Here is a 19,577-nt window from a genome sequence, read left to right as displayed (position 1 = left end):
CGCTTCGCAGGCCTTAGGCGCCGCGGAGGTCGAGGGTGAGCTCAGCAGGTGCATCGGCGACGAGGTCGACGGGGATGCCCCAGTCCTGCTGGTACAGATGGCATGCGGCATGCAGGGGGATCTCGCCTCCGGGTTCACCGTCGCAGGCGGCGGCCCGTGCGGTCACGTGCAGGACCCCGGATTCGAGTTCCGGGTTGATGACGATGTCCCGGCTCAGACCCTCTGCGCTTCCGCTGCCGGTCACGATGAGCTCCGGTGGTGTCGACGAGACCTGCAGATACGTGGGGTCTCCCCACCGCTCGTCCAACTTCTGACCTGCTGGAACGGTGAAGCTCACACTCACTGCCACCGGCCCCGAGGCGATTTCGGTCGACGGTCGTTTGCTGGTGAGCGCACCCTCGTCGACTCGCTGGGCGTCCTTGGGCAGCTTCACTCTGGTCAGGGCGTGCGCGGCGGATTCGACGATGAGGAGTTCGGCTTCGCTCACGTTTGCTGCATCGACGCCCACGGCGCTGGGGTCGGCGGCTTCGCCGGGGTCGGCGGTTTCGCCAGGGGCGGCCGGCTCGAGGACGAAGATGTCGGAGGGCTCGCGCAGACCGCGGGCCAGGGTCGAGACCTCGTTCGTGGTGAAGTCGTAGCGGCGGATCGCCCCGTTGTAGGTGTCGGCGATCGCGATCGACCCGTCCGGCAGGCTCCGCACACCCAGGGGGTGCTGCAGCCTGGCCTCAGCGGCGGGACCGTCACGGAATCCGAAGTCGAAGAGCCCCTCGCCGATCAGCGTGGACACGGCTCCGGTGCTCGGGTCGAGGCGACGGATCGCGGAGGTCTCAGAGTCGGCGATGAACACGTCACCGTCAGAGCTGAGGTCAAGGCCCGATGTCTGCGCGAACCACGCATTCTCAGCGTCGCCGTCGGCCAGTCCTTCGTTCATTGTGCCCGAGAGCAGGCGGATCAACCCGGTTTCGGGATTGAACGACCAGATGGTGTGGTTGCCCGCCATCGCCACAACCACCTCGGCGGTGGAAGGGACGAAGAGGACGTCCCACGGCGAGGACAGCTTCACGTCGAGTCCGGGACCGTCGTAGCGGCCGAGTTCGCCGTGGGCCCCGACCACGTTGTCGATCGCGCCGACCATGTGCTGCGCACCTGTGCCGGCGATCGTCGTCACAGCTTCGGTCTCGAGATTGATGCCGCGCAGGGTGTGATTGACGGTGTCGGCGAGGACGAGGTGATACCCGGCCTTCGTAGCCACGTCATCGGGAAGGACGGCGATGCCCCCGGGTTCGCTGAAGGACGCCTGGGTGAAATCGCCGTCGTCTGCGCCGCGTTCACCGGTGCCGATGCGGCGGATGATCGTCTGTCCGCTGGAGTCGTATTCGACGAGGCTGTGGTGTCCCGAATCGGCGACGAGCAGGTTGCCGGAGGGCAGTGCGGTGACTTTCCCGGGGTAGAAGAGCTCGGTCTCCGGTGCTGGTGGTGGCACGTATGGGCCATCGCCGGAGTGCAGTGTGCCCTTCGCCGAGTGCTCTACGATGAGGCCTTCGATGATCTCGCCGAGTCCGGCGCCGTGGCCTTCGCCCGACAGGGTCGCTACCAGGTAGCCCTCAGGGTCGATGACGGCCAATGTGGGCCAGGCCCGGGCGGTGTATGCCTGCCAGGTGACGAGGTCGGGGTCATCGAGGACGAGGTGTTCGACCTGGTAGCGTTCGACCGCCTGGTCGACGGCCTCAACGGTGCGTTCGAACTCGAACTTCGGGGAGTGGACGCCGATGATGACGAGTTCTTTGCTGTACTTCTCCTCGAGCGGGCGTAGCTCGTCAAGGACGTGCAGGCAGTTGATGCAGCAGAAGGTCCAGAAGTCGAGCAGGATCACCTTGCCGCGCAGGTCGGCCAGGCTCAGTTCTTTGCCTCCGGAGTTCATCCACCGGCGGCCGATGAGTTCGGGTGCACGTACCTTGACCTGGTGGGCGGAGCTTGAGGATTCCTGCGAGCTGGCGTTCATGGCTCCATCTTCACAGATTCAGGGCCGCGGCGGGAGACCCCGCGTCATCATGTGACCAATACCCCAAGTCGCTGTCACGTAGAGGCGCCCGCTGCGACCTTGTTCAGGAGTAGTCGCGGGCGCCGAAGATGCTGGAGCCGACACGGACCATCGTCGCCCCCTCGGCGATTGCCAGTTCGAAGTCGTTGCTCATGCCCATGGACAGCTCGGTCGCTGCAGCGGGCATGGCTCCCGAGGCGAGGAGCTTCTGACTGAGTTCGCGCAGCTCTGCGTAGCTTGGGCGGATCTCTTCCGGTGTGCGTCCGGGCAGACCGATCGTCATCAGACCACGCAGTCGCATCCGTGAGTGGCCCCGGAGTTCAGAGATGAGAGCCTCTGCCTCATCGGGGGCGATCCCGGACTTCGAGTCCTCGCGCGAGGTGTTGACCTGGACGAAGAAGTCCATGCTCTGGTCGAGGACGTCGAGGCGGTTGTTGATCTTCGTTGCCAATTCCAGGTTGTCAACGGACTGGATGCAGTGCGCATGGCGCAGCGTGTGGTTGACCTTGTTCTTCTGCAGAGGGCCGATGAGGTGGGCTTCATGGTCCAGGTCGGCGAGGTCGTCCGCCTTGCCGACCAGTTCCTGTACCTTGTTCTCGCCGATGAGGGTGAACCCATGCTCGAGCGCCACTCGAATCGTCGCAGCCGGTTGAGTCTTGGTCGCAAGCAGAACTTTCACATCTGCACTCGTCCGACCGCTCACCTCGGCGGCGGTCGCTGCACGCGTGGCCACCTCGTCGAGGTTGTCTCTGATGGAGGCAATGGCGTCCGGGGCCAATGATTCCGGTGTGTTCTGTGGTTCGGATGTGCCTGGGGAACTCATGCTTCCAGTCTTACATGTCCCCGCCGAAGTTGCAGGTCGCGGTCATAGGGCGGGGGCGTACGCGCACAGCCGGCGTGGTACGGGAGCCAAGGGGGCGCGCAACGGCGAACGGTCGGTAAGTCACGGTCGAAATCCGCAGGCGGATCGACCATCCCTTACCGACCGTTGCCTATTGCCCAGTAGTTACTCGGGCAGGCCTGCTGCCTTGGGGTCGATGTTCCTGATCAGCGCCGAGGTGTCGAGGCCCTCGAGGCCCTCGTCAACGAGCTTCTGCAGCTGAGCGTGGACAAGCTGCGCGGCCGGCAGGTCGAGACCCTGGGTCTCGGCACCGGCAAGGGCGAGCCCGACATCCTTGTGCATGAGCGCCGTGGCGAAGCCGGGCTTGAACGCGTTGTTCGAAGCTGCGGTCTCGGTCACTCCGGGCACGGGGTACCAGGTGCGCAGCGGCCAGGAGTCACCGGATGAGACCGTCGCAATATCGTAGAAGACCTTCGGGTCCAGCCCGAAGCGCTCGGCGAGGACGGCGCCTTCGACGACGCCCTGCAGGCTGATCGAGAGCATCATGTTGTTGACGATCTTGGCGGCCTGACCGGCGGCCTCACGACCGGCATGGAACATGTTGCCGGCCATCGGTTCGATGAAGGACTTCGCCTCGGCGACATCCTCATCGGTTCCGCCCAGCATGAAGGTCAGCGTGCCTGCTTCTGCACCGGTGACACCGCCGGAGACCGGGCCATCGACGAAGCGGAAACCGGCCTTGGCCGCCTCGGAGTGCAGGGCACGGGCGGAGTCGAAGTCGATCGTCGAGGAATCGACGAGGAGGGTCTTCGTGTCAGCATTGGCCAGCACGCCGTTGGGCTCCAGGTATGCGGTGCGGGCATGTTCACCCTTCGGCAGCATCGTGAAGACGATGTCGGCACCGGCGACCGCCTCGGCGATCGAGCCCACGGCAGTCACACCGTGTTCAGCAGCCGCGGCAACGGCCTCTGGCACGAGATCGAAGCCATTGACCGTGTGACCGGCCTTCACCAGGTTCGCTGTCATCGGACGACCCATGTTTCCCAGGCCGACCCATCCAATTGTCGACATAATATGCCTCCTCGCATCATGTTCTTCAGGTGGTGCAGTGTTTCCCCTCACAGTACGCCAGTCACTGAGGCAACATCGGTCGCGCAGAATCACATATTCCGCACCGGATATGTGCGCGCACGCAGATAGGATGGAACCACTATGGCTTCATATGCACCTGGCGGATCCGGTTCGCAGATCTCTCCCGAAGATCTGCTGACGCTGCTTGCCGTGGCCCGGTTGGGCAAGTTCACGGCCGCCGCGCACAGCTTGGGCCTCAACCACACGACAGTGTCCCGACGCATCGCCGCGCTGGAGAAAGCCTACGGCGAGCGAATGCTCGTGGCCTCACCGGACGGCTGGGAGCTCAGCACTGCCGGACGCCACCTGCTGCCGGTGGCCGAGGACATCGAATCCGCACTGGGACGCATCGACGCTCACGCCAGCTCCGCCCTGTCCGGAACGATCCGCCTGGCCTGCCCGCAGGCCTTCGCGCTTGAATTCGCGGTACCGGCCCTGGCCCAGCTGCAGCGCAGCCATCCCCGTCTGCAGTTCGAGCTCATCACTGCCACCCAGCGGGCCCGACAGTACCGCTCGGGCGTCGACATCGAGGTCGTCGTCGGCAGGCCGGAGGCACCACGCAGCGTCGCGAAGCACATTCGCGACTATCGTCTCCAGCTCTACGCCTCCCGCGAATACCTGCAGTCCCACACGACGCCGATGACGCTTGACGATCTTGCCGAGCACCGCCTCATCTACTACATCGAGAACTCGCTCCAAGTCGATGACCTCGACGAGGCGGGCAATGCACTGCCGCGCGGCAAGGGATTCTTCCGCTCCACCTCGGTGCATGCGCACGTGCTCGCCACATCGAACGGAGTCGGGATCGGGATCCTGCCCGACTTCCTTGCTGCCGGCAACAGCCGCCTCGAACAGGTGCTGCCCGAGGAGTTCTCGAAACCCGTCTCCTACTGGGCCTCGGTCCGCCACGAATCCCTGCGCAATGCAGGGGTCCGCAGCGTCCTCGAAGTCCTCTGAGTCAGGCGGCGGACCAGCCTCCGTCGACACTGTGTGCGCTGCCGTTGATCACGGCGGCAGCGTCGCTGGCCAGGAACAGCGCCAACGCAGCGATGTCGGCAGGTTCGGCGAGCTTCGGCACTGCAGAATGGCCGAGGAAGACCTGGTCGAGGACCTCGTCTTCGCTGATGCCGTTCGTTGCCGCCTGATCGGCGATCTGGCCCTTGACCATTGGCGTGAGCACATAGCCGGGATTGATCGCATTGCAGGTCACACCGTGTGGACCGGCTTCCAGTGCAGTCGTCTTCGTCAATCCCATGAGCCCGTGCTTGGCCGCCACATAGGCGGATTTGTTCGCCGAGGCGCGCAGGCCGTGGATCGAGGAGAGGTTGATGACCCGCCCCCACCCCTTCTCATACATCATCGGCAGCGCGGACTTGGTGAGCACGAACGGCGCTTCGAGCATGAGGGTGTTGATGAGTCGCCATTCCTCGAGCGGGAATTCCGTGATCGGGTGGATCCGCTGGATGCCGGCGTTGTTGATGAGGATGTCGACGTCGAGATCGACTCCATCCAGCGCCGAGGTGTCGCCGAGGTTGACCGTCCACGCCTCACCCCCGATGTCGCCGGCCACTGCTTGCGCAGATTCAGCGTCGACGTCGGCCACGATGACGTGTGCTCCCGCTGCGGCGAAGGCTTCGCTCATCGCCTTGCCGAGGCCGGAGGCTCCCCCTGTGACGAGGGCGCGCTTGTTGCTGAGATCGACCATTGCTGTCCCTTCGATCGTTGTCGTGAGTCGAGCGTGTTGTCCGCTGTCGTGCATTCGGGCGGTACCGATGTTCATCGGAACCGCCCGAAGACCGAACTCACAGTTGTGTATTCGAGTGTTGAGATGTGCTGATCAGCGCTTCGCCGCGAGGCGACGGTCCTTGTCCACCTGGTCGAGTGAACGCAGATCGATGCCTTTGGTCTCCCGAGTGAACAGGAGTGCGACCATCGAAATCGCAGCGGCGATCAGAACGTAGACCGCGATCGGCACCGAGGAGTCGAATCGCTGCAGCAGTGCTGTGGCGATGATCGGTGCGAACGAGCCTGCCACGATTGCCGTGACCTGATAGCCCGTCGATACACCGGAATTGCGCATGCGGGTCGGGAACATCTCCGACATGATGGCCGGCTGACCGGCATACATCAGGGCGTGGAAGACGAGGCCCAGCAGCAGCGCCAAGAAGATCAGCAGAGCGTTGCCGGTGTCATACATCGGGAAGGCGAAGAAGCCCCACGTAGCGGTGAGGGCGATGCCGATGCCATAGGGCATCTTGCGTCCGACCCTGTCCGCCATCGCGCCGACCAGAGGCACGAGTACGGCATGGATCGCGTGAGCTCCGAGCAGGAGCCCCAGAATCTCATTCGCCTCGACCCCGACCGCGATCGACAGATACGTGATCGAGAACGTGACGACGATGTAGTAGTGGATGTTCTCCACGAACCGCAGTCCCATCGCGGCGAAGACCTCACGCGGGTAGCGCTTGAAGACGGCCTTGACTCCGTAGTCCACCCCTTCTTCGATCTCTTCAGCCAGGACCTGTTCGAAGATCGGAGCGTCGGAGACACGGGTGCGGATGTAGTAGCCGATGAGGACGATGATGGCTGAGAGCCAGAAGGCCACACGCCAGCCCCAGGACAGGAAGTGCTCGTCGGTCAGGGTCGCGGTGAGCACGAAGAGAACGCCCGTTGCCAGCAGGTTGCCCAGGGGCACACCTGACTGGGGGAAGGACGACCAGAAGCCGCGCTCCTTGTCCGGTGCGTGTTCGGCGACGAGGAGAACTGCTCCTCCCCATTCGCCGCCGACGGCGAAGCCTTGGACAACGCGCAGCAGGACGAGAAGGATCGGAGCGAAGGGCCCGATCTGATCGAAGGTCGGCAGACATCCCATGAGGAACGTGGCTGCCCCGACGAGAACGATCGACAGCTGCAGCAGCTTCTTGCGTCCGTACTTGTCACCGAAGTGGCCGAAGACGATGCCGCCGATGGGTCGAGCGATGAAACCGACCGCGTAGGTGGCGAAGCCGGCCAGAATCGGCGTCAGAGGGTCGTCCGACGGCGGGAACAGGATGTGGTTGAACACCAGGGTGGCGGCCGAACCGTAGAGGAAGAACTCTTACCACTCGACGACGGTTCCGGCCATCGAGGCGGCGACGACCTTGCGCAGCTGTGCGCGGATCGACTTCCTCTCGGCATTGCTCGAAGAACTCATGACTCTCCTTGATTTCTACGATCCGCATCACCGTTGCATGCGCGGATCGACTTTCTGTGGGGTCTCAGCCCGTGGGGACGTGTGCCCGCAAGCCCCTGCTATGCGACTTCAGGTCCACGCCATTGGCACGAACTGCGCGACGCTGTGGATAAATATGATCCATGCAACAGTGTGCGGCATCTGACGAGGGATCGGGTGCCGAAAGGGCTCGAATCAGGGAATTATCTGTACACATTCCCGCACATGAGGTGTGCGCTCATCTGCTTCTGAGGCCAGTGTTCGCGTCGCGCTGGGCCATGTTGGCGAGCATGTCGTTGTAGGCGCGAAGTTCCGCGTCGTTGGTGCGCGCTTCGCGGCGGTCGACGCGCTTGGCCTCTCGATCCGAGGACTTCGACCACTGGAAGGCGACCATGATTGCAATGAACAGGGTGGGGAACTCGCCGATGCCCCAGGCGATTCCGCCGCCCAACTGTTGGTCTTCGATCGCCGAATACCCCCAGTCGGCGCCGATGTTGCCGAACCAGTCGCCTTCGATGAGGACCTCTGAGCTCATGATCGAGATGCCGAAGAACGCATGGAAGGCCATCGTGATGAGCAGCATGAGCAACCGCAGCGGAAACGCCGGGCGCTCCACGCCGGGATCGATGCCGATGAGAGCCTGTGCGAACAGATAGCCTGCGCCGAAAAAGTGGATGATCATCAGCTCATGGCCGAGGTGCCATTCGAGCGCATACTTCATCACGCCCGAGTAGTAGAAGATGACGAGGGAACCAGCGAAGTTCACGCTTGCGAATATCGGGTTCGCAAAGAACCGCATATACGGGGTGTGAACGAGCCACAGCACCCATTCGCGGATCCCACGCGAACCGTCCGTGCGTGCTTTCGTCCCCCGCATGAGCATCGTGATGGGTGCGCCCAGGACCATCGGCAGGGGCACCACCATGATCAGGAGCATGTGCTGGATCATGTGTCCGGAGAACTGGATTTCGCCGTAGACACGGGCACCGCCGGAGGTCACGTAGACGAGGAAGATCATGCCGACCAGCCAGGAGACCAGGCGATGGATCGGCCAAGAGTCGCCTCGGCGCCGGAGATTGATGAAACCCACGATGTAGGCCGCGGACAGGCCGACGGCCACGACGACCCACAGCGGGTCCAAGGACCACTCGGTGAAGTAGCGGGCAAAGGTCGGCGGGGGCGGAAGCGGTTCGCCGGTGAGGATCTCTGCCGGGGTCGGATCGCCCACGGGCTCCTGTGAGACCGGGGGCTGGGACCGTGACAGAGCGACCGCGAGACCCATCGTGGCACCGAAGATGACGAACTCCACGACGATGAGGCGCCAGAATTCCCTGGTCGCCGAGGCGGCGGCACCCAAACGTCGGATGACGAACTGACGATGCCAGAACCCGACGAGACCGAGCAGAATCGTCGCGATCGTCTTCGCCACGATCACCTGCCCGTAGGGAGTCATGAGGTCAGCGAGGCTGTGGACACGCAGCAGCGCGTTCACAACACCGGAATAGGCAACGATGGTGAAGGCGACGAGCGCGAACGACGAATAGCGTTCGATCGTGGTGCGCAGCTGGTCGGAGTGGGCCAGATCCGACCCCAGGAGGGCGATGACGAAGAGGCCGCCCAGCCAGATGGTGACGCCCAGCAGATGCAAACCGATGCTGTTGACGGCCTGGGTGTGTCCGGAGGCCTCAGCAGAGTGGCCCATCAGCGCCAGGGGGATCATCACGCCGACGCCGAGGACGCCTGCCACGGCGATGCCGAGGTAGCTGCGCGTGCCGAAGCACAGGGTCGAGGCGACGGCGATGAGGACGACGATGAGAGTCCAGAGTTGCCCGAAGGCGATCTGGGTCAGGAACACGCCGAGCTGATTGGAGAAGTCAAGGTAGGCCTGAGCGCCGACGGTGTCGGCGAAGGTGAAGACGAGGACGGCCACGGCGGAGATCGTCCAGGCGACCGATGACACTTCGGCGATCTTCAGCGTCTTCTCCCAGAGCGCGTTGAGAGGGGCCTCTTCGGAAGTGCCGGACTTCGCGGCTTCGCGACGCGGCTTCGTGTTCCGGCATCGCCCCTGGGTGCGGGGCAGGATGAGGAGGGCGAACATGAGTGCGCCCAGAGTCAGCGCCATCGATACGTTGAAGACGAATTTCGCGGCCGGCAGACCGAATCGGACATACGGGCCGGGATCGTTGAGGAGTGTCGCCTCCGCTGCTCCGGTGAAGAGCATTGCGACCACACCCACCGCAACACCGACGATGACGACGAGGGGAACGACGGCGCGAGACGTGAATCGGGTGACCGATTCGAAGACTTGAGTGCTCACTGGGGGCAGACCGCCGCATCATTCATGGTTCAAGGATATCGCCGGAGTCTGAAACCAAGCCAACTGCGAGGCCCGGACGTGCTCGAGATCTCGGTGAGGAGACAAGAAATGACCCGGACCACATGGTCCGGGTCATTTCACGCTGATGCGCGAGGCTCAGTTAGGGCTGCCAGCAGCAGCTTTCAGCTTCGAACCAGCGGACAGCTTCACGGAGTAGCCGGCCTTGATCTGGATCTCTTCACCGGTCTGCGGGTTGCGTCCCTTGCGAGCGGCACGTTCGGTGCGCTCGACAGACACCCATCCGGGGATGGTGAGCTTTTCACCCTTGCCGACGACGTCAGAGAAGACATCGAAGACACCATCAAGAACGTCCGAAACCTGCTTCTGGGTCAGTCCGGAATTCTCTGCAACTTCTGCTACGAGCTCACTGCGGTTCTTAGCCATAAAAGTGTCCTCCTTAGGACAAGTCGGTCGGTTACCGGTCCGTTTTTCCGATAACGAACTTCCTCGAGATTACCAGCTGGACTTCGTGATGCCGGGCAACTCGCCGTTGTGCGCCATTTCGCGGAAGCGCACACGGGAGAGACCGAACTTGCGGAGGTAGCCGCGCGGACGACCATCAACCTGGTCGCGGTTGCGCACACGCACCGGTGAGGCATCGCGAGGAAGCTTCTGCAGTCCGAGGCGTGCTTCTTCACGCTGCTCGTCGGTGCTGTCTGGGTGTGTCAGCTGACGCTTGAGCGTCGCACGACGCTCCGCGTAGCGCTCAACAATGACGCGACGCTGCTTGTCGCGTGCGATCTTTGACTTCTTAGCCATATGCGCTCAGCGCTCCTCTCGGAAATCGACGTGCTTACGAACAATGGGATCGTACTTCTTGAGCACCATGCGATCCGGGTTGTTGCGGCGGTTCTTGCGGGTCACGTAGGTGAACCCGGAACCAGCAGTCGACTTGAGCTTGATGATGGGACGAATGTCCTGTGCTTTAGCCATCAGAGCTTCACTCCCTTGGCAATGAGTTCGCCGACGACGGCGTCAATTCCGCGCACGTCAATCACCTTGATGCCCTTGGCGGACAGGTTAAGGGTGACGCTGCGACGCAGAGACGGAACGAAGTAACGCTTTTTCTGAATATTCGGGTTGAAACGACGCTTGGTGCGTCGGTTCGAGTGGGACACATTGTGTCCGAAACCAGGGACGGCCCCGGTTACTTGGCAGTTTGCTGCCATGACTCTCCTCCAGTTCACAAGTTACCGACTCTCGAAGCAAGCAGGTCGGCGTGGGATCCACGCTCGCTTGCGCCGATGTCGGAAGACATCAACAAATTTTCACGAATGCTGCTCGGCCGGACAAGTGCCCGACCACCTGCCGGACTGCTGCCCGGCATGCGGCGTTCGCAATGAAAATTGTGTACGCCAAAACAGGTTTGCCCGTTTGGGCGAGATGTCTCACCAGCGCTGAAGCCGTAGCCTGTGAGAGATTGGCCGAAGCTGGAGTGCAGCGGTGGGTGAGCACCATGTTGGTCTCAGCAGATCAATCGGTGATCGAACGGCTACGACACAACAGATAACAATCTTAGAGAGAAACAGGCCTTCAGGGCAAATTCACTGAATCTCCGTCGCGGAACCCCCTGGAGGTGTCGCCGCCGAGGATCCGAGAACGCGTTGTGCCCGGATTCGCGGGGCGAACACCGTTTCCCACCCGCACTCATCCCGCACGCATGTTCGCGCCCGCGATCCAGTACACAACGCATCCTGCTCTGGCTCGTGTTGAACACGTGCCGATGTCGTGCCAAGGTAAGAAGATGATTGCCACCACACCTGGCACTCAGGAGGACCGATGAGCGACGTTCCACCGAGGCCGCGAATCCGTCCAGCGACCAGTGATGACTGGCAGAAGGACCAATCGGATCGTGCCAGTCTGACCTCGTCGCCGGGCCAGGAGTCCGCCCCGAGTGCTGCTGACTTCGACAACTCGACCTATTACGAGTATCTCGAACGGCACACTGGCGACGTACCCGTATCCAAAAATCGCTCGCGCAACGCCTTCACCCCAGCGGGGGCCTCCCCGTTCCAGGAACAGTCTCAGAACTCACCCGGACAGCCCGAGCACGGCTCCGACGGCCCGACGTCCGGGCAGATCCCGCTCCACCCCGCACCGGCTGCGAAGAAGGGCAATGGGGCGAAGATCACCGTCGTCATCATCGTCATCATCATGGTTCTCGCGCTCCTGGCCTTCTTCGGAGTGCGCTGGTTGGCACCGTCAACGGGAGCCGTGCCTGTCGACTTCGGCGGTGACGAGACCGGATCGGCCTCCCCCTCCCCCTCCGAGCCTCTGGTGCAGCCGACAGCGAGTCCGCAGGAGGCCCTGTCGGCCTACACGAAGGAAGGCACCGCGAAGGCCGAAGACCTCGAAGGACAGTGGGTGACGCAGGTCAGCGCGAAGGATGTCGGCCTGGAGGCCGAGGGCAAGACGTGGACAGCACAGGACATCGTGGACGAGTTCGAGACCAATCGCGTCAAATACCCGGGTGCAATCCTCATCCACAGCGGCGACTGGGATTCCTACAAGGACGACAACTACTGGGTCACCATCATCGACACCCCCTACAGCGACCCCGAACCCGCACTTGATCAGTGCCGCTCCTGGGGCCTGGACCGCAACCACTGCCTTGCCAAACGTCTGGTCAAGGACGGAAGCCCGACCGACAACAGCGCCTACCTCGACGAGTAGTGTCCTGGAACACGTTTTTCGGTTCAGAGTCCGTGGCCCCGACACCGGCGTTCGGCTCAGGTTGTGATCAAGAACCACCTCGGCGCCGGCGGCTGTGCCGACGTTGCCCGCTCCCCCGCACATGAAGACGCTCTGGCCGAGGGCGAGCCGGCCGTGTTCGAACCAGCCCAACCATGCCGTCGTCGCGGGGCGGGCCAGCGCCACGAGGCGATGGGCGCTGCTGCCGTTCGCATCTGTTCCGACACCTGCCGAAGGCGGGGCCGGGTAGAGCCGGTCGTCGGGGACGACTGCATAGTCGGAGTATGAGCCCTGCCGTCCGCCCTAGCCCAGACTGCTGCACCACGCGGCCTGACCAGGTAGGAGAGCTCCTCCCACGGGCGCGCCGACAACGGTGCCCACCAGGCCCCTGCCCAGAACGAAGGGCAGGGGTGTCGAGGTGGGGAACCAACCGGAATGCACAAGGGCGTCCACGTGGTTGAGGCTGGCCGCGCTCACCTCGCTGAGGTAGTCGGTGGGTCCCGGAACCGGGTCCGGAAGGTCACCGTACCGAATCTCGTCGACCTCGCCGAGGTGATTGACGTAGGCGGCTTTCATGCCTGTCCCTGCCGGCTGAGAGCCGTCTCAGGCCAGCAGCAGCGTCGGATCCTCCAGTCCGCGGCCGACGTCGGCAAGGAACTTCGAGATGATCTCGCCATCGACGACGCGATGGTCAGCACTCACCGACAGCGTCGTGATGTCACGTGGAACGATCTCGTCACCGACGACCCACGGCTTCTTCCGGATCTGCCCGAAGGCCATGATCGCGGCCTCGCCGGGGTTGATGATCGGAGTTCCCGCGTCGACGCCGAAGACACCGACGTTCGTGATGGTGATCGTGCCGCCTGACTGGTCGGCCGGAGGCGTCTTGCCCGAACGAGCCAGGGCAGTCAGATCCTGAATGCCCTGAGCCAGGTCGGTCAGGCCCATCGCGTGTGCGCCCTTGATGTTGGGCACGATCAAGCCACGCGGGGTGGCCGCGGCGATGCCGAGGTTGAGGTACTTCTTGACGACGATCTCTTCGCCTTCAAGGCACGAGTTGATCCGCGGGTTGCGGGCGACAGCCCAGGCCACAGCCTTGGCCACGAGCAGCAAGGGAGAGACCTTGATGTCCTCGCCCAGGAACTTCGTGGACTTGAGCTTGCGCACGAAGGCCATCGTCTCGGTCACGTCGACGTCGAGGAACTCGGTGACGTGGGGCATCGTGAACGCGGATTCGACCATGGCCTTGGCCATCATCTTGGCCACGCCCTTGAACGGGATCCGCTCCTCGAGTTCATCTGTGGAACTGGCCCCCGCCGAAACGGTTGCGGCCCCGGCGCTCGAAGCTGTCGCTGCGGTGGCTGCTGCGCCGGTGCCGCTGGCCGCGGCCTTGACGTCGTCACGGGTGACTTCGCCGCGCGAACCGGTCGCAACGACCGTGGCCAGGTCGATGCCGAGGTCCTTTGCGAGCTTACGCACGGGAGGCTTGGCCAGAGGTTTGTCCGCCGAGGCGGTGCCCGGTGTCGTGGCTTCGGGCGGTGCCTCTGCCACAGGAGCTTCCGGTGCCGCTGACGCTGGAGCTTCCGGTGCGGCAGGCGCCGCGGTCGAGCTTGCCGGGGCCGGAACACCTGCACCCTTGCGGGGGCGGCGTTTCGACGAGGCTGCTTTGGCGCCGTAGCCGACCAGGGTGGCGCCGCCTTCGGCGTCGCCTCCGCTCTCGGTCGAGTCCTGTGCGTCTCCTGCAGCAGGTGCCGATGCTCCTGCGGCCTCGGAGCTTCCGGTGGAATCGCCGCCGCCGAAGCGGATGATCGGTGTTCCGACCTCGATGGTCTGGCCCTCATCGACCAGCAGAGCCTCGACCGGTCCGGCCTGAGGGCTCGGCAGCTCGACCAGAGACTTGGCCGTTTCGATCTCGACGAGGATCTGGTTGACGGTGACTGTATCGCCGACGGCGACCTTCCACGAGACGAGGTCGGCCTCTGTCAGGCCCTCACCGACGTCAGGAAGAGAAAATTCAAAAGACATATCAACTCTCCTTGAGTCAGTAGGCCAGTGCCCGGTCGACACCATCGAAGATGCGATCCAGGTCGGGCAGGTAGTGCTCTTCCATCCGCGAGCCGGGGTACGGCGTGTGATAGCCGCCGACTCGGATGACTGGAGCTTCGAGGTTGAAGAAGCAGCGCTCAGACAGGCGTGCCGCGATCTCGGAGCCGAGCCCCAGGAAGGTCGGCGCCTCGTGTGCGACGACCAGGCGGCCGGTCTTCTTCACGGACTTCTCAAGTGTTGTGAAGTCGATGGGACTGAGGCTGCGCAGGTCGATGAGTTCGACGCTCTTTCCTTCGTCTGCCGCGGCTGCCACGACGTCTTTGGCCGTGGGCATCAGTGGGCCGTAGGCCACCAGGGTGACGTCGGTGCCTTCGGAGACGACACTGGCATCGTGCATTCCCAGGCCACCGCGGTTCGCGGTGTCCACGTCTCCGCGCAGCCAGTAGCGGCGCTTGGGCTCGAAGAACATCACCGGGTCGTCGCTCTTGATCGCTTCCTGCATCATCCAGTAGGCGTCATGGGCGTTCGACGGTGAGACCAGGCGCAGTCCAGCGTGGTGGGCGAAGACCGTCTCCGGGCTCTCCGAGTGGTGCTCGGGTGAGCCGATGCCGCCGCCGTAGGGCACGCGGATGACGAGCGGCATTCGCTCCTTGCCCAGCGTGCGGTTGTAGAGCTTGGCGACCTGGGTCACGATCTGGTCGTAGGCCGGGAAGATGAAGGCGTCGAACTGAATTTCGATGACCGGGCGGTAACCGCGCAGCGTCATGCCGATCGAGGTTCCCACGATGCCAGATTCGGCAAGTGGCGCATCGATGACCCGCTGCGGACCGAAGTCCTTCTGCAGGCCTTCGGTGACGCGGAAGACGCCGCCGAGCTTACCGATGTCCTCACCGATGAGGACGACCTTCGGGTCGTCCTCCATGGCTTTGCGCATTCCGGCCGTGATGGCCTTTGACAGGGGAAGTTTCTCCATCAGGCCTCACCTGCATCGGCGAATGAGGCCTGGTATGCGAGGAATTCCGCACGTTCCTCATCGACGAGGGGGTGAGGTTCGGAGGTGACATGGGCGAACATCTCGACGGGATCGGGATCTTCCATAGTCATGCAGTTGTGGCGGATGCGGGCGGCAAGAGTGTCGGCCTCAGCGTCCACCTCGGCAAAGAACTCGTCGGCGGTGTCCGTGTGGTTGTCGAGGTAGGCCCGAAGTCGCTTGAGCGGGTCGCGGTCCTCCCAGATCTCTTCCTCTGCCCGATCACGGTACTTGGTCGGGTCATCGGCCGTGGTGTGGGCACCACGACGGTAGGTGAAGGCCTCGATGAGCATTGGACCGTTGCCGGCGCGAACCGAATCCAGGCTGGCCCTGGCCACGGCGTACATCGCGATGATGTCGTTGCCGTCGACGCGCAGGCCGGGAACACCGAATCCTTCGCCGCGCTTGCACAGCGGTGCCGCGGACTGGACGTGGGTGGGTTCGGAGATGGCCCACTGGTTGTTCTGGCAGAAGAACAGCACGGGTGCGTGGAAGGCTCCGGCGAAGGTCAGTGCCTCTGAGACGTCACCCTGCGAGGTCGCTCCGTCGCCGAAGCAGGCGATGGCCACTGTGTCGCGTTCCAGGTCGCCGGTGCCGACGTCGCCGTCCATGGACACGCCCATGGCGTAGCCGGTGGCGTGCAGAGTCTGCGAACCGATGACGATCGTGTACGTGTGGAAACGGTGTTCCTGAGGGTCCCAGCCGCCGTGGTCCTGGCCGCGGAACATGCCGAGGAGGGTCTCCGGTTCGACACCGCGAGTGTAGGCGAGGCCGTGTTCGCGATAGGTCGGGAAGACGAAGTCCTGGGGGCGAGCCGCCCGTCCCATTCCGATCTGGGCTGCTTCCTGACCGAACATCGGCGCCCAGAGGCCGAGCTGTCCTTGACGCTGCAGGGCCGCACCCTCAGCATCGATGCGGCGCACCAGGACCATGTCCCGGTAGAAGCCGCGCAGATCCTCATCGGTGAGTTCTGCCGCGAAAGCGTCATATTCACCGGATTCGACGCGATTGCCGTCTTCGGTGAGCATCTGGATCATCCGAGGTTCCGATGACTGACTGTGGGCAGTCCCGGTTCCCACTGAAATGTTGGAGGTCATTTCAGTTCTCCTTTGTTCAAGGTCCAAGCGCACCGGAGGTGACCAGTGGCGGACGGTGTCCTGCGGACGGGATCTCTGGTGTGAGTTCTCGCCCTCGAGTGATGTTATTCACAGGTGTTACCACGATACCGAATCCACCGACTGCATGCCACATCGGCAACGTGCGTCGAGCGCCGATTGTTATGGTTCGGTTCAGCCTAGGAGTCGAATTTCGCGCGTGTGGTTCACGTCCAAAGGGTTCCATGCCGAATTGTCGATCGTCGCAGAGTTGGTCCAACGTCCGACAAACGCACGTCCGAGCTCTTCAGAGCCTCACCTCGCCGAGGTGCGGATCGGATTTCGCCGAGGCCGGGATCGGAATTCGCCGAGGCTGCGCTGGCTTTTGGCCACGGTCATGTCCGTGTGCGTTTTCCCTGGTAGTCCCTGGTTTCCTTGAGGTCGCCTGTGAAGAACCCTGAGTTCTTCGCGGTGAATCGGTTGAGACCTGCATGGCCGGCTGCGAGCATGAGCCCGATCGAGGCACTGTAGGCGGCCGAAGAATGCGCGGCTCCGGCGGAGGCGAACAGTTCGTCGAGTTCGGCATCGGTCCTGCCCTTCAGGTTCGGGGCTCGGCGCAGCTGCTCGGGATCGTAGTCGACGGTGATCGTCGACCAATGGTCTTCAGCCGGATTCTCGTTGCCGTCGAGGTCGGGCACCAGGTCCTGTTCGTGCTCGATCGAGAGGACGTCGATGCCCTCGTCAACTGGGAAGTCTGAGATCGGCGCGCCCACGGTGACGAGCGCGGTGACATTCACCTCGGCCAAGAATGCCGGGTCGGCGGCCAGCGAGCCGGCAGTGATTCCACCCTGCGAATATCCCACCAGCATGACCTCGGCATCAGTCGCGATATTCGCATTGGCGATGGCCTGGCGGACCATCTCCGCCATGACGGTGTCGTTGCCGGCCATTGCCTGCACGTTCGTCGTCAGATCGGTGGTGTTCGAACCGGCGTCGGGCGACCAGTCGGTCGTCGCAGGAACGTAGACGATATAGCGAGTAGTGCCGTCGGGGGAAGTGATCTCTTCGATCCGGACTTGTCCGGAGTCGGCGCCGCGGTGGCGGTCTGCCTCCCTGCCGTAGAGGTCTTCGAGGTCGCACGGCGGTTCATCATCGGCCGGAGTGATTCCCTTGGCCCTCCAGACCTCCACGTCCGAGGGCAGGAGCAGTCCGAACATGTTCGCACCTCCCAGGATCCACGCCGTCATCGATGACGAGTCGTGTGGCCACAGCGCGTGATCGCCCTCGGTGGCCAGCACCGTCGGCGGCAGCCCCATGAAGCCGACGACGATTCCCGGCAGCACGTGTTCGATGACGGCTCCGGAGACATCGGAGTTCTCGAACACGAGTGCGACGAAGGTCTCCTTGGCCGCCGCCTTCGTCTGCGCCAGGTCGATGCCGAAGTGCTTGGCAACCACGTCGTCGAGGCCCGTGACGTCGAGGAACTTCACCCCCAGGTAGATCGGGGCCGCGACCGCGAGCCCGATCGGAATGAGCACTGGCAGGCTGATGGCGATCACGCGACCGGTGACGTAGCCGAAATAGTCGAGCAGCCCACCGAAGGTGTCGCTGATGCCCTTCTCTGCCTGCCGGTAGGCAAGGGCCGCGGCTCTGACGGCGAGGACGGTGGCTTCGAGTTCGATGAGCACGACCGCCGCTTGGTGGTGGTAGACGACCCGGCAGGCGTCGAGGTTGATCGCCGTGAGTGGGGCGGGGACCTGAGTCAGGAGTGTGGCCAGGTCGAAGTCGGCGAGTGATCCTTCCGCAGACAGGTCAGCGATGTTGCCGCAGATGCGCTGAAGTTCGTCTCCGCTGGAGTCTGCCCGGTCATCGATCCTCAGCTGCGGACCGCCAACGGTTCGGGTCGCGATCATCACCGGCGGCCGGTCGTCGACGGTCGCTTGGCGCTCGGAGATCGCTGGGTCACCGTCGTCCGGAGCAGAGTCAGGGTCGCCGCAATCATGACTCGCACCGCATCGGCTTCGAGGTTGTGTTCAGTTCCCACGGTGATCGTCTCCCCGTCGCGCTCCAGCGTCGGCCGAGCCCAGGTTCCGTCAACTCTGTGCAGGAACTCCATCCCGGCGACTTTGGCCTCGCTCAGGTAGGTCAGGGTGAGCACACAGTCCTTCTCGACCAGAGAGCACAGCTCCTCGGTGACCTGTCCGAGCTCCTGAGGTCGGAGGCGTCTGAGGAGCTCGAAGCCTTCGAACTCTTCGAAGCCCTCACCGTGCAGTACCAGAATAGCCAGGCAGATGTCATCGCACAGGGACACCTCGAGGTGGGCGGTCTCATCTCCGGAGCTGATGACGATGGTGATCCGAGAGCGGGTGAGATTGAGCTCGGCTGCGAAACCGGTCAGCCAGGCAGTGAGCACATCGAGCCCGCGCTTGGATTTCCTGTCGGCGGAGTCCCCCAGCATCACCGTTTCCGCGACCTCCTTTCCGGCGCCCGTGGCCACGACCATTGCCGCTTCCCGTGCCGAGGTGTCTTCGGCAGCGTCCGCACGTGGCATCAGCTCGTGGGGCCAGAGTGCTCTCAGCCGCTCGGGAAGCCCCATGATCCGTGCAATGTCGACGGCAAACCACTTGCTGCCCCGCACTTCTGCAGACTTCCCCGGCTCAATCGCAGCCTTCCCCGGCTCGGCCGCCGGCTTCGCCCTATCGCTCATAGCTGAATCCGACCTCCCACTGAGACGACCTGCAGATGCAGGTCGTAGGCTTCGGCGAGCTTGTCGGCCCTGTCTGCGAGAGCGATGATCGAGTCCGAACACGTCAGCAGGCGATCGCCGAGCATTCGTCCTGCTGGGGAGTCCCACCCTTCGACCTGCCGACAGTTCTGCGCCAGTCTGCGCAGCTCGTTTGCTCGCCGCCTCCACCCGTCCCGGTTGAGTGCCAGCTCATCGGTGATCACTGTCGTCCTCCCCTTGCGATTAGGCTTCAGCCTTCACCGTACGAATCGCCACCTTCGGCCGGAAGCTCTCAGATTCCTCTTGTGGAAACCGGTCGACGTTCCACAAGCTTCCGGTGTTGAAGTCGCGGCCGAATCCACAGCTGGAAGAGCACGAGTCACAATCGGG

The 19,577-nt window shown here is 63.5% G+C and carries 18 protein-coding genes and 1 pseudogene; 2 read left to right on the top strand and 17 right to left on the bottom strand.

Features of this window, described 5'->3' with window-relative positions; translation table 11 throughout:
* Nucleotides 1-13: 13 nt before the first annotated feature.
* From BANT918_RS12360 to mmsB, 3 genes are all read right to left on the bottom strand, one after another.
* A complete protein-coding gene (locus tag BANT918_RS12360; protein WP_101620533.1) occupies nucleotides 14-2,002 on the bottom strand; it encodes an NHL domain-containing thioredoxin family protein in 1,989 nt (662 codons plus the stop codon).
* A gap of 103 nt (nucleotides 2,003-2,105) precedes the next feature.
* Nucleotides 2,106-2,864, bottom strand: coding sequence for a YggS family pyridoxal phosphate-dependent enzyme (locus BANT918_RS12355; RefSeq protein WP_101620532.1), 759 nt, complete (start codon nucleotides 2,862-2,864; stop codon nucleotides 2,106-2,108).
* 183 nt (nucleotides 2,865-3,047) lie between these two features.
* A complete protein-coding gene (mmsB, locus tag BANT918_RS12350; RefSeq protein WP_324761573.1) occupies nucleotides 3,048-4,004 on the bottom strand; it encodes a 3-hydroxyisobutyrate dehydrogenase in 957 nt (318 codons plus the stop codon).
* A 90-nt stretch (nucleotides 4,005-4,094) separates the two neighbouring features.
* Between mmsB and BANT918_RS12345 the strand changes: the two genes are divergently transcribed.
* On the top strand, nucleotides 4,095-4,970 hold the full coding sequence (locus BANT918_RS12345; protein WP_101620530.1) for a LysR family transcriptional regulator: 876 nt from the start codon (nucleotides 4,095-4,097) through the stop codon (nucleotides 4,968-4,970).
* Between the two features lies 1 nt (nucleotide 4,971).
* Here BANT918_RS12345 and BANT918_RS12340 read toward each other — a convergent pair whose 3' ends face one another.
* From BANT918_RS12340 to rpmB, 7 genes and pseudogenes are all read right to left on the bottom strand, one after another.
* Entirely contained in the window at nucleotides 4,972-5,718 is a 747-nt protein-coding gene (locus tag BANT918_RS12340) for a 3-hydroxybutyrate dehydrogenase (RefSeq protein ID WP_101620623.1), read from the bottom strand.
* A 132-nt stretch (nucleotides 5,719-5,850) separates the two neighbouring features.
* A pseudogene (locus BANT918_RS12335) lies at nucleotides 5,851-7,206 on the bottom strand (MFS transporter).
* Nucleotides 7,207-7,462: 256 nt separating this feature from the next.
* A complete protein-coding gene (locus tag BANT918_RS12330) occupies nucleotides 7,463-9,541 on the bottom strand; it encodes a cytochrome c oxidase assembly protein (protein ID WP_101620529.1) in 2,079 nt (692 codons plus the stop codon).
* 156 nt (nucleotides 9,542-9,697) lie between these two features.
* Nucleotides 9,698-9,985: an HU family DNA-binding protein gene (locus BANT918_RS12325; protein ID WP_101620528.1), complete on the bottom strand. Its 288-nt coding sequence runs from the start codon at nucleotides 9,983-9,985 to the stop codon at nucleotides 9,698-9,700.
* Nucleotides 9,986-10,054: 69 nt separating this feature from the next.
* A complete protein-coding gene (gene rpsN, locus BANT918_RS12320; RefSeq protein WP_009882241.1) occupies nucleotides 10,055-10,360 on the bottom strand; it encodes a 30S ribosomal protein S14 in 306 nt (101 codons plus the stop codon).
* 6 nt (nucleotides 10,361-10,366) lie between these two features.
* Nucleotides 10,367-10,534, bottom strand: coding sequence for a 50S ribosomal protein L33 (gene rpmG / locus BANT918_RS12315; protein ID WP_101571628.1), 168 nt, complete (start codon nucleotides 10,532-10,534; stop codon nucleotides 10,367-10,369).
* Entirely contained in the window at nucleotides 10,534-10,770 is a 237-nt protein-coding gene (gene rpmB / locus BANT918_RS12310; protein ID WP_101620527.1) for a 50S ribosomal protein L28, read from the bottom strand. The genes rpmG and rpmB overlap by 1 nt, the downstream gene beginning before the upstream one ends.
* A gap of 610 nt (nucleotides 10,771-11,380) precedes the next feature.
* On the opposite strand from rpmB, the gene BANT918_RS12305 reads away from it, so the two are divergent.
* Entirely contained in the window at nucleotides 11,381-12,274 is an 894-nt protein-coding gene (locus BANT918_RS12305; RefSeq protein ID WP_101620526.1) for a protein kinase, read from the top strand.
* Between the two features lie 321 nt (nucleotides 12,275-12,595).
* Here the strand turns inward: BANT918_RS12305 and BANT918_RS12300 are convergent, their stop codons facing one another.
* The 7 genes from BANT918_RS12300 to BANT918_RS12270 all read right to left on the bottom strand — a co-directional run bounded on the left by BANT918_RS12300 (nucleotide 12,596) and on the right by BANT918_RS12270 (nucleotide 19,411).
* Complete coding sequence (locus tag BANT918_RS12300) at nucleotides 12,596-12,868, bottom strand: hypothetical protein (protein WP_101620525.1); 273 nt, start codon at nucleotides 12,866-12,868, stop codon at nucleotides 12,596-12,598.
* Nucleotides 12,869-12,895: 27 nt separating this feature from the next.
* The gene (locus tag BANT918_RS12295; RefSeq protein ID WP_101620524.1) at nucleotides 12,896-14,317 is read right to left on the bottom strand and encodes a dihydrolipoamide acetyltransferase family protein; all 1,422 of its coding nucleotides are present in this window, start codon (nucleotides 14,315-14,317) and stop codon (nucleotides 12,896-12,898) included.
* Between the two features lie 16 nt (nucleotides 14,318-14,333).
* Nucleotides 14,334-15,311 (bottom strand): alpha-ketoacid dehydrogenase subunit beta, encoded by a 978-nt coding sequence (locus BANT918_RS12290; protein WP_101620523.1) that lies wholly within the window; start codon nucleotides 15,309-15,311, stop codon nucleotides 14,334-14,336.
* On the bottom strand, nucleotides 15,311-16,465 hold the full coding sequence (gene pdhA / locus BANT918_RS12285) for a pyruvate dehydrogenase (acetyl-transferring) E1 component subunit alpha (protein ID WP_101620522.1): 1,155 nt from the start codon (nucleotides 16,463-16,465) through the stop codon (nucleotides 15,311-15,313). The genes BANT918_RS12290 and pdhA overlap by 1 nt, the downstream gene beginning before the upstream one ends.
* 392 nt (nucleotides 16,466-16,857) lie before the next feature.
* On the bottom strand, nucleotides 16,858-18,375 hold the full coding sequence (locus BANT918_RS12280; protein WP_101620521.1) for a hypothetical protein: 1,518 nt from the start codon (nucleotides 18,373-18,375) through the stop codon (nucleotides 16,858-16,860).
* A complete protein-coding gene (locus tag BANT918_RS12275) occupies nucleotides 18,375-19,169 on the bottom strand; it encodes a hypothetical protein (protein WP_101620520.1) in 795 nt (264 codons plus the stop codon). Before BANT918_RS12275 ends, BANT918_RS12280 begins: the two co-directional genes overlap by 1 nt.
* Nucleotides 19,166-19,411 carry a hypothetical protein gene (locus tag BANT918_RS12270; protein WP_101620519.1) on the bottom strand — a complete coding sequence of 82 codons (246 nt, stop codon included), beginning with the start codon at nucleotides 19,409-19,411 and terminating at the stop codon, nucleotides 19,166-19,168. Before BANT918_RS12270 ends, BANT918_RS12275 begins: the two co-directional genes overlap by 4 nt.
* Between the last annotated feature and the right edge of the window lie 166 nt (nucleotides 19,412-19,577).

The organism is Brevibacterium antiquum CNRZ 918 (genome assembly GCF_900169145.1).
GTDB lineage: Bacteria > Actinomycetota > Actinomycetes > Actinomycetales > Brevibacteriaceae > Brevibacterium > Brevibacterium koreense.
Note: the sequence above shows the minus strand (reverse complement) of the source record. Positions and strands in the feature narration are given on the sequence as shown.

Excerpts from the sequence above, each read along its gene's own strand:
- BANT918_RS12360 (WP_101620533.1), bottom strand. The coding sequence starts at position 2,002 with ATGAACGCCAGCTCGCAGGAATCCTCAAGCTCCGCCCACCAGGTCAAG.
- BANT918_RS12355 (WP_101620532.1), bottom strand. The coding sequence starts at position 2,864 with ATGAGTTCCCCAGGCACATCCGAACCACAGAACACACCGGAATCATTG.
- BANT918_RS12345 (WP_101620530.1), top strand. The coding sequence starts at position 4,095 with ATGGCTTCATATGCACCTGGCGGATCCGGTTCGCAGATCTCTCCCGAA.
- BANT918_RS12340 (WP_101620623.1), bottom strand. The coding sequence starts at position 5,718 with ATGGTCGATCTCAGCAACAAGCGCGCCCTCGTCACAGGGGGAGCCTCC.
- BANT918_RS12325 (WP_101620528.1), bottom strand. The coding sequence starts at position 9,985 with ATGGCTAAGAACCGCAGTGAGCTCGTAGCAGAAGTTGCAGAGAATTCC.
- rpsN (WP_009882241.1), bottom strand. The coding sequence starts at position 10,360 with ATGGCTAAGAAGTCAAAGATCGCACGCGACAAGCAGCGTCGCGTCATT.
- rpmG (WP_101571628.1), bottom strand. The coding sequence starts at position 10,534 with ATGGCTAAAGCACAGGACATTCGTCCCATCATCAAGCTCAAGTCGACT.
- rpmB (WP_101620527.1), bottom strand. The coding sequence starts at position 10,770 with ATGGCAGCAAACTGCCAAGTAACCGGGGCCGTCCCTGGTTTCGGACAC.
- BANT918_RS12305 (WP_101620526.1), top strand. The coding sequence starts at position 11,381 with ATGAGCGACGTTCCACCGAGGCCGCGAATCCGTCCAGCGACCAGTGAT.
- BANT918_RS12300 (WP_101620525.1), bottom strand. The coding sequence starts at position 12,868 with ATGAAAGCCGCCTACGTCAATCACCTCGGCGAGGTCGACGAGATTCGG.
- BANT918_RS12295 (WP_101620524.1), bottom strand. The coding sequence starts at position 14,317 with ATGTCTTTTGAATTTTCTCTTCCTGACGTCGGTGAGGGCCTGACAGAG.
- BANT918_RS12290 (WP_101620523.1), bottom strand. The coding sequence starts at position 15,311 with ATGGAGAAACTTCCCCTGTCAAAGGCCATCACGGCCGGAATGCGCAAA.
- pdhA (WP_101620522.1), bottom strand. The coding sequence starts at position 16,465 with ATGACCTCCAACATTTCAGTGGGAACCGGGACTGCCCACAGTCAGTCA.
- BANT918_RS12280 (WP_101620521.1), bottom strand. The coding sequence starts at position 18,375 with ATGATCGCGACCCGAACCGTTGGCGGTCCGCAGCTGAGGATCGATGAC.
- BANT918_RS12275 (WP_101620520.1), bottom strand. The coding sequence starts at position 19,169 with ATGAGCGATAGGGCGAAGCCGGCGGCCGAGCCGGGGAAGGCTGCGATT.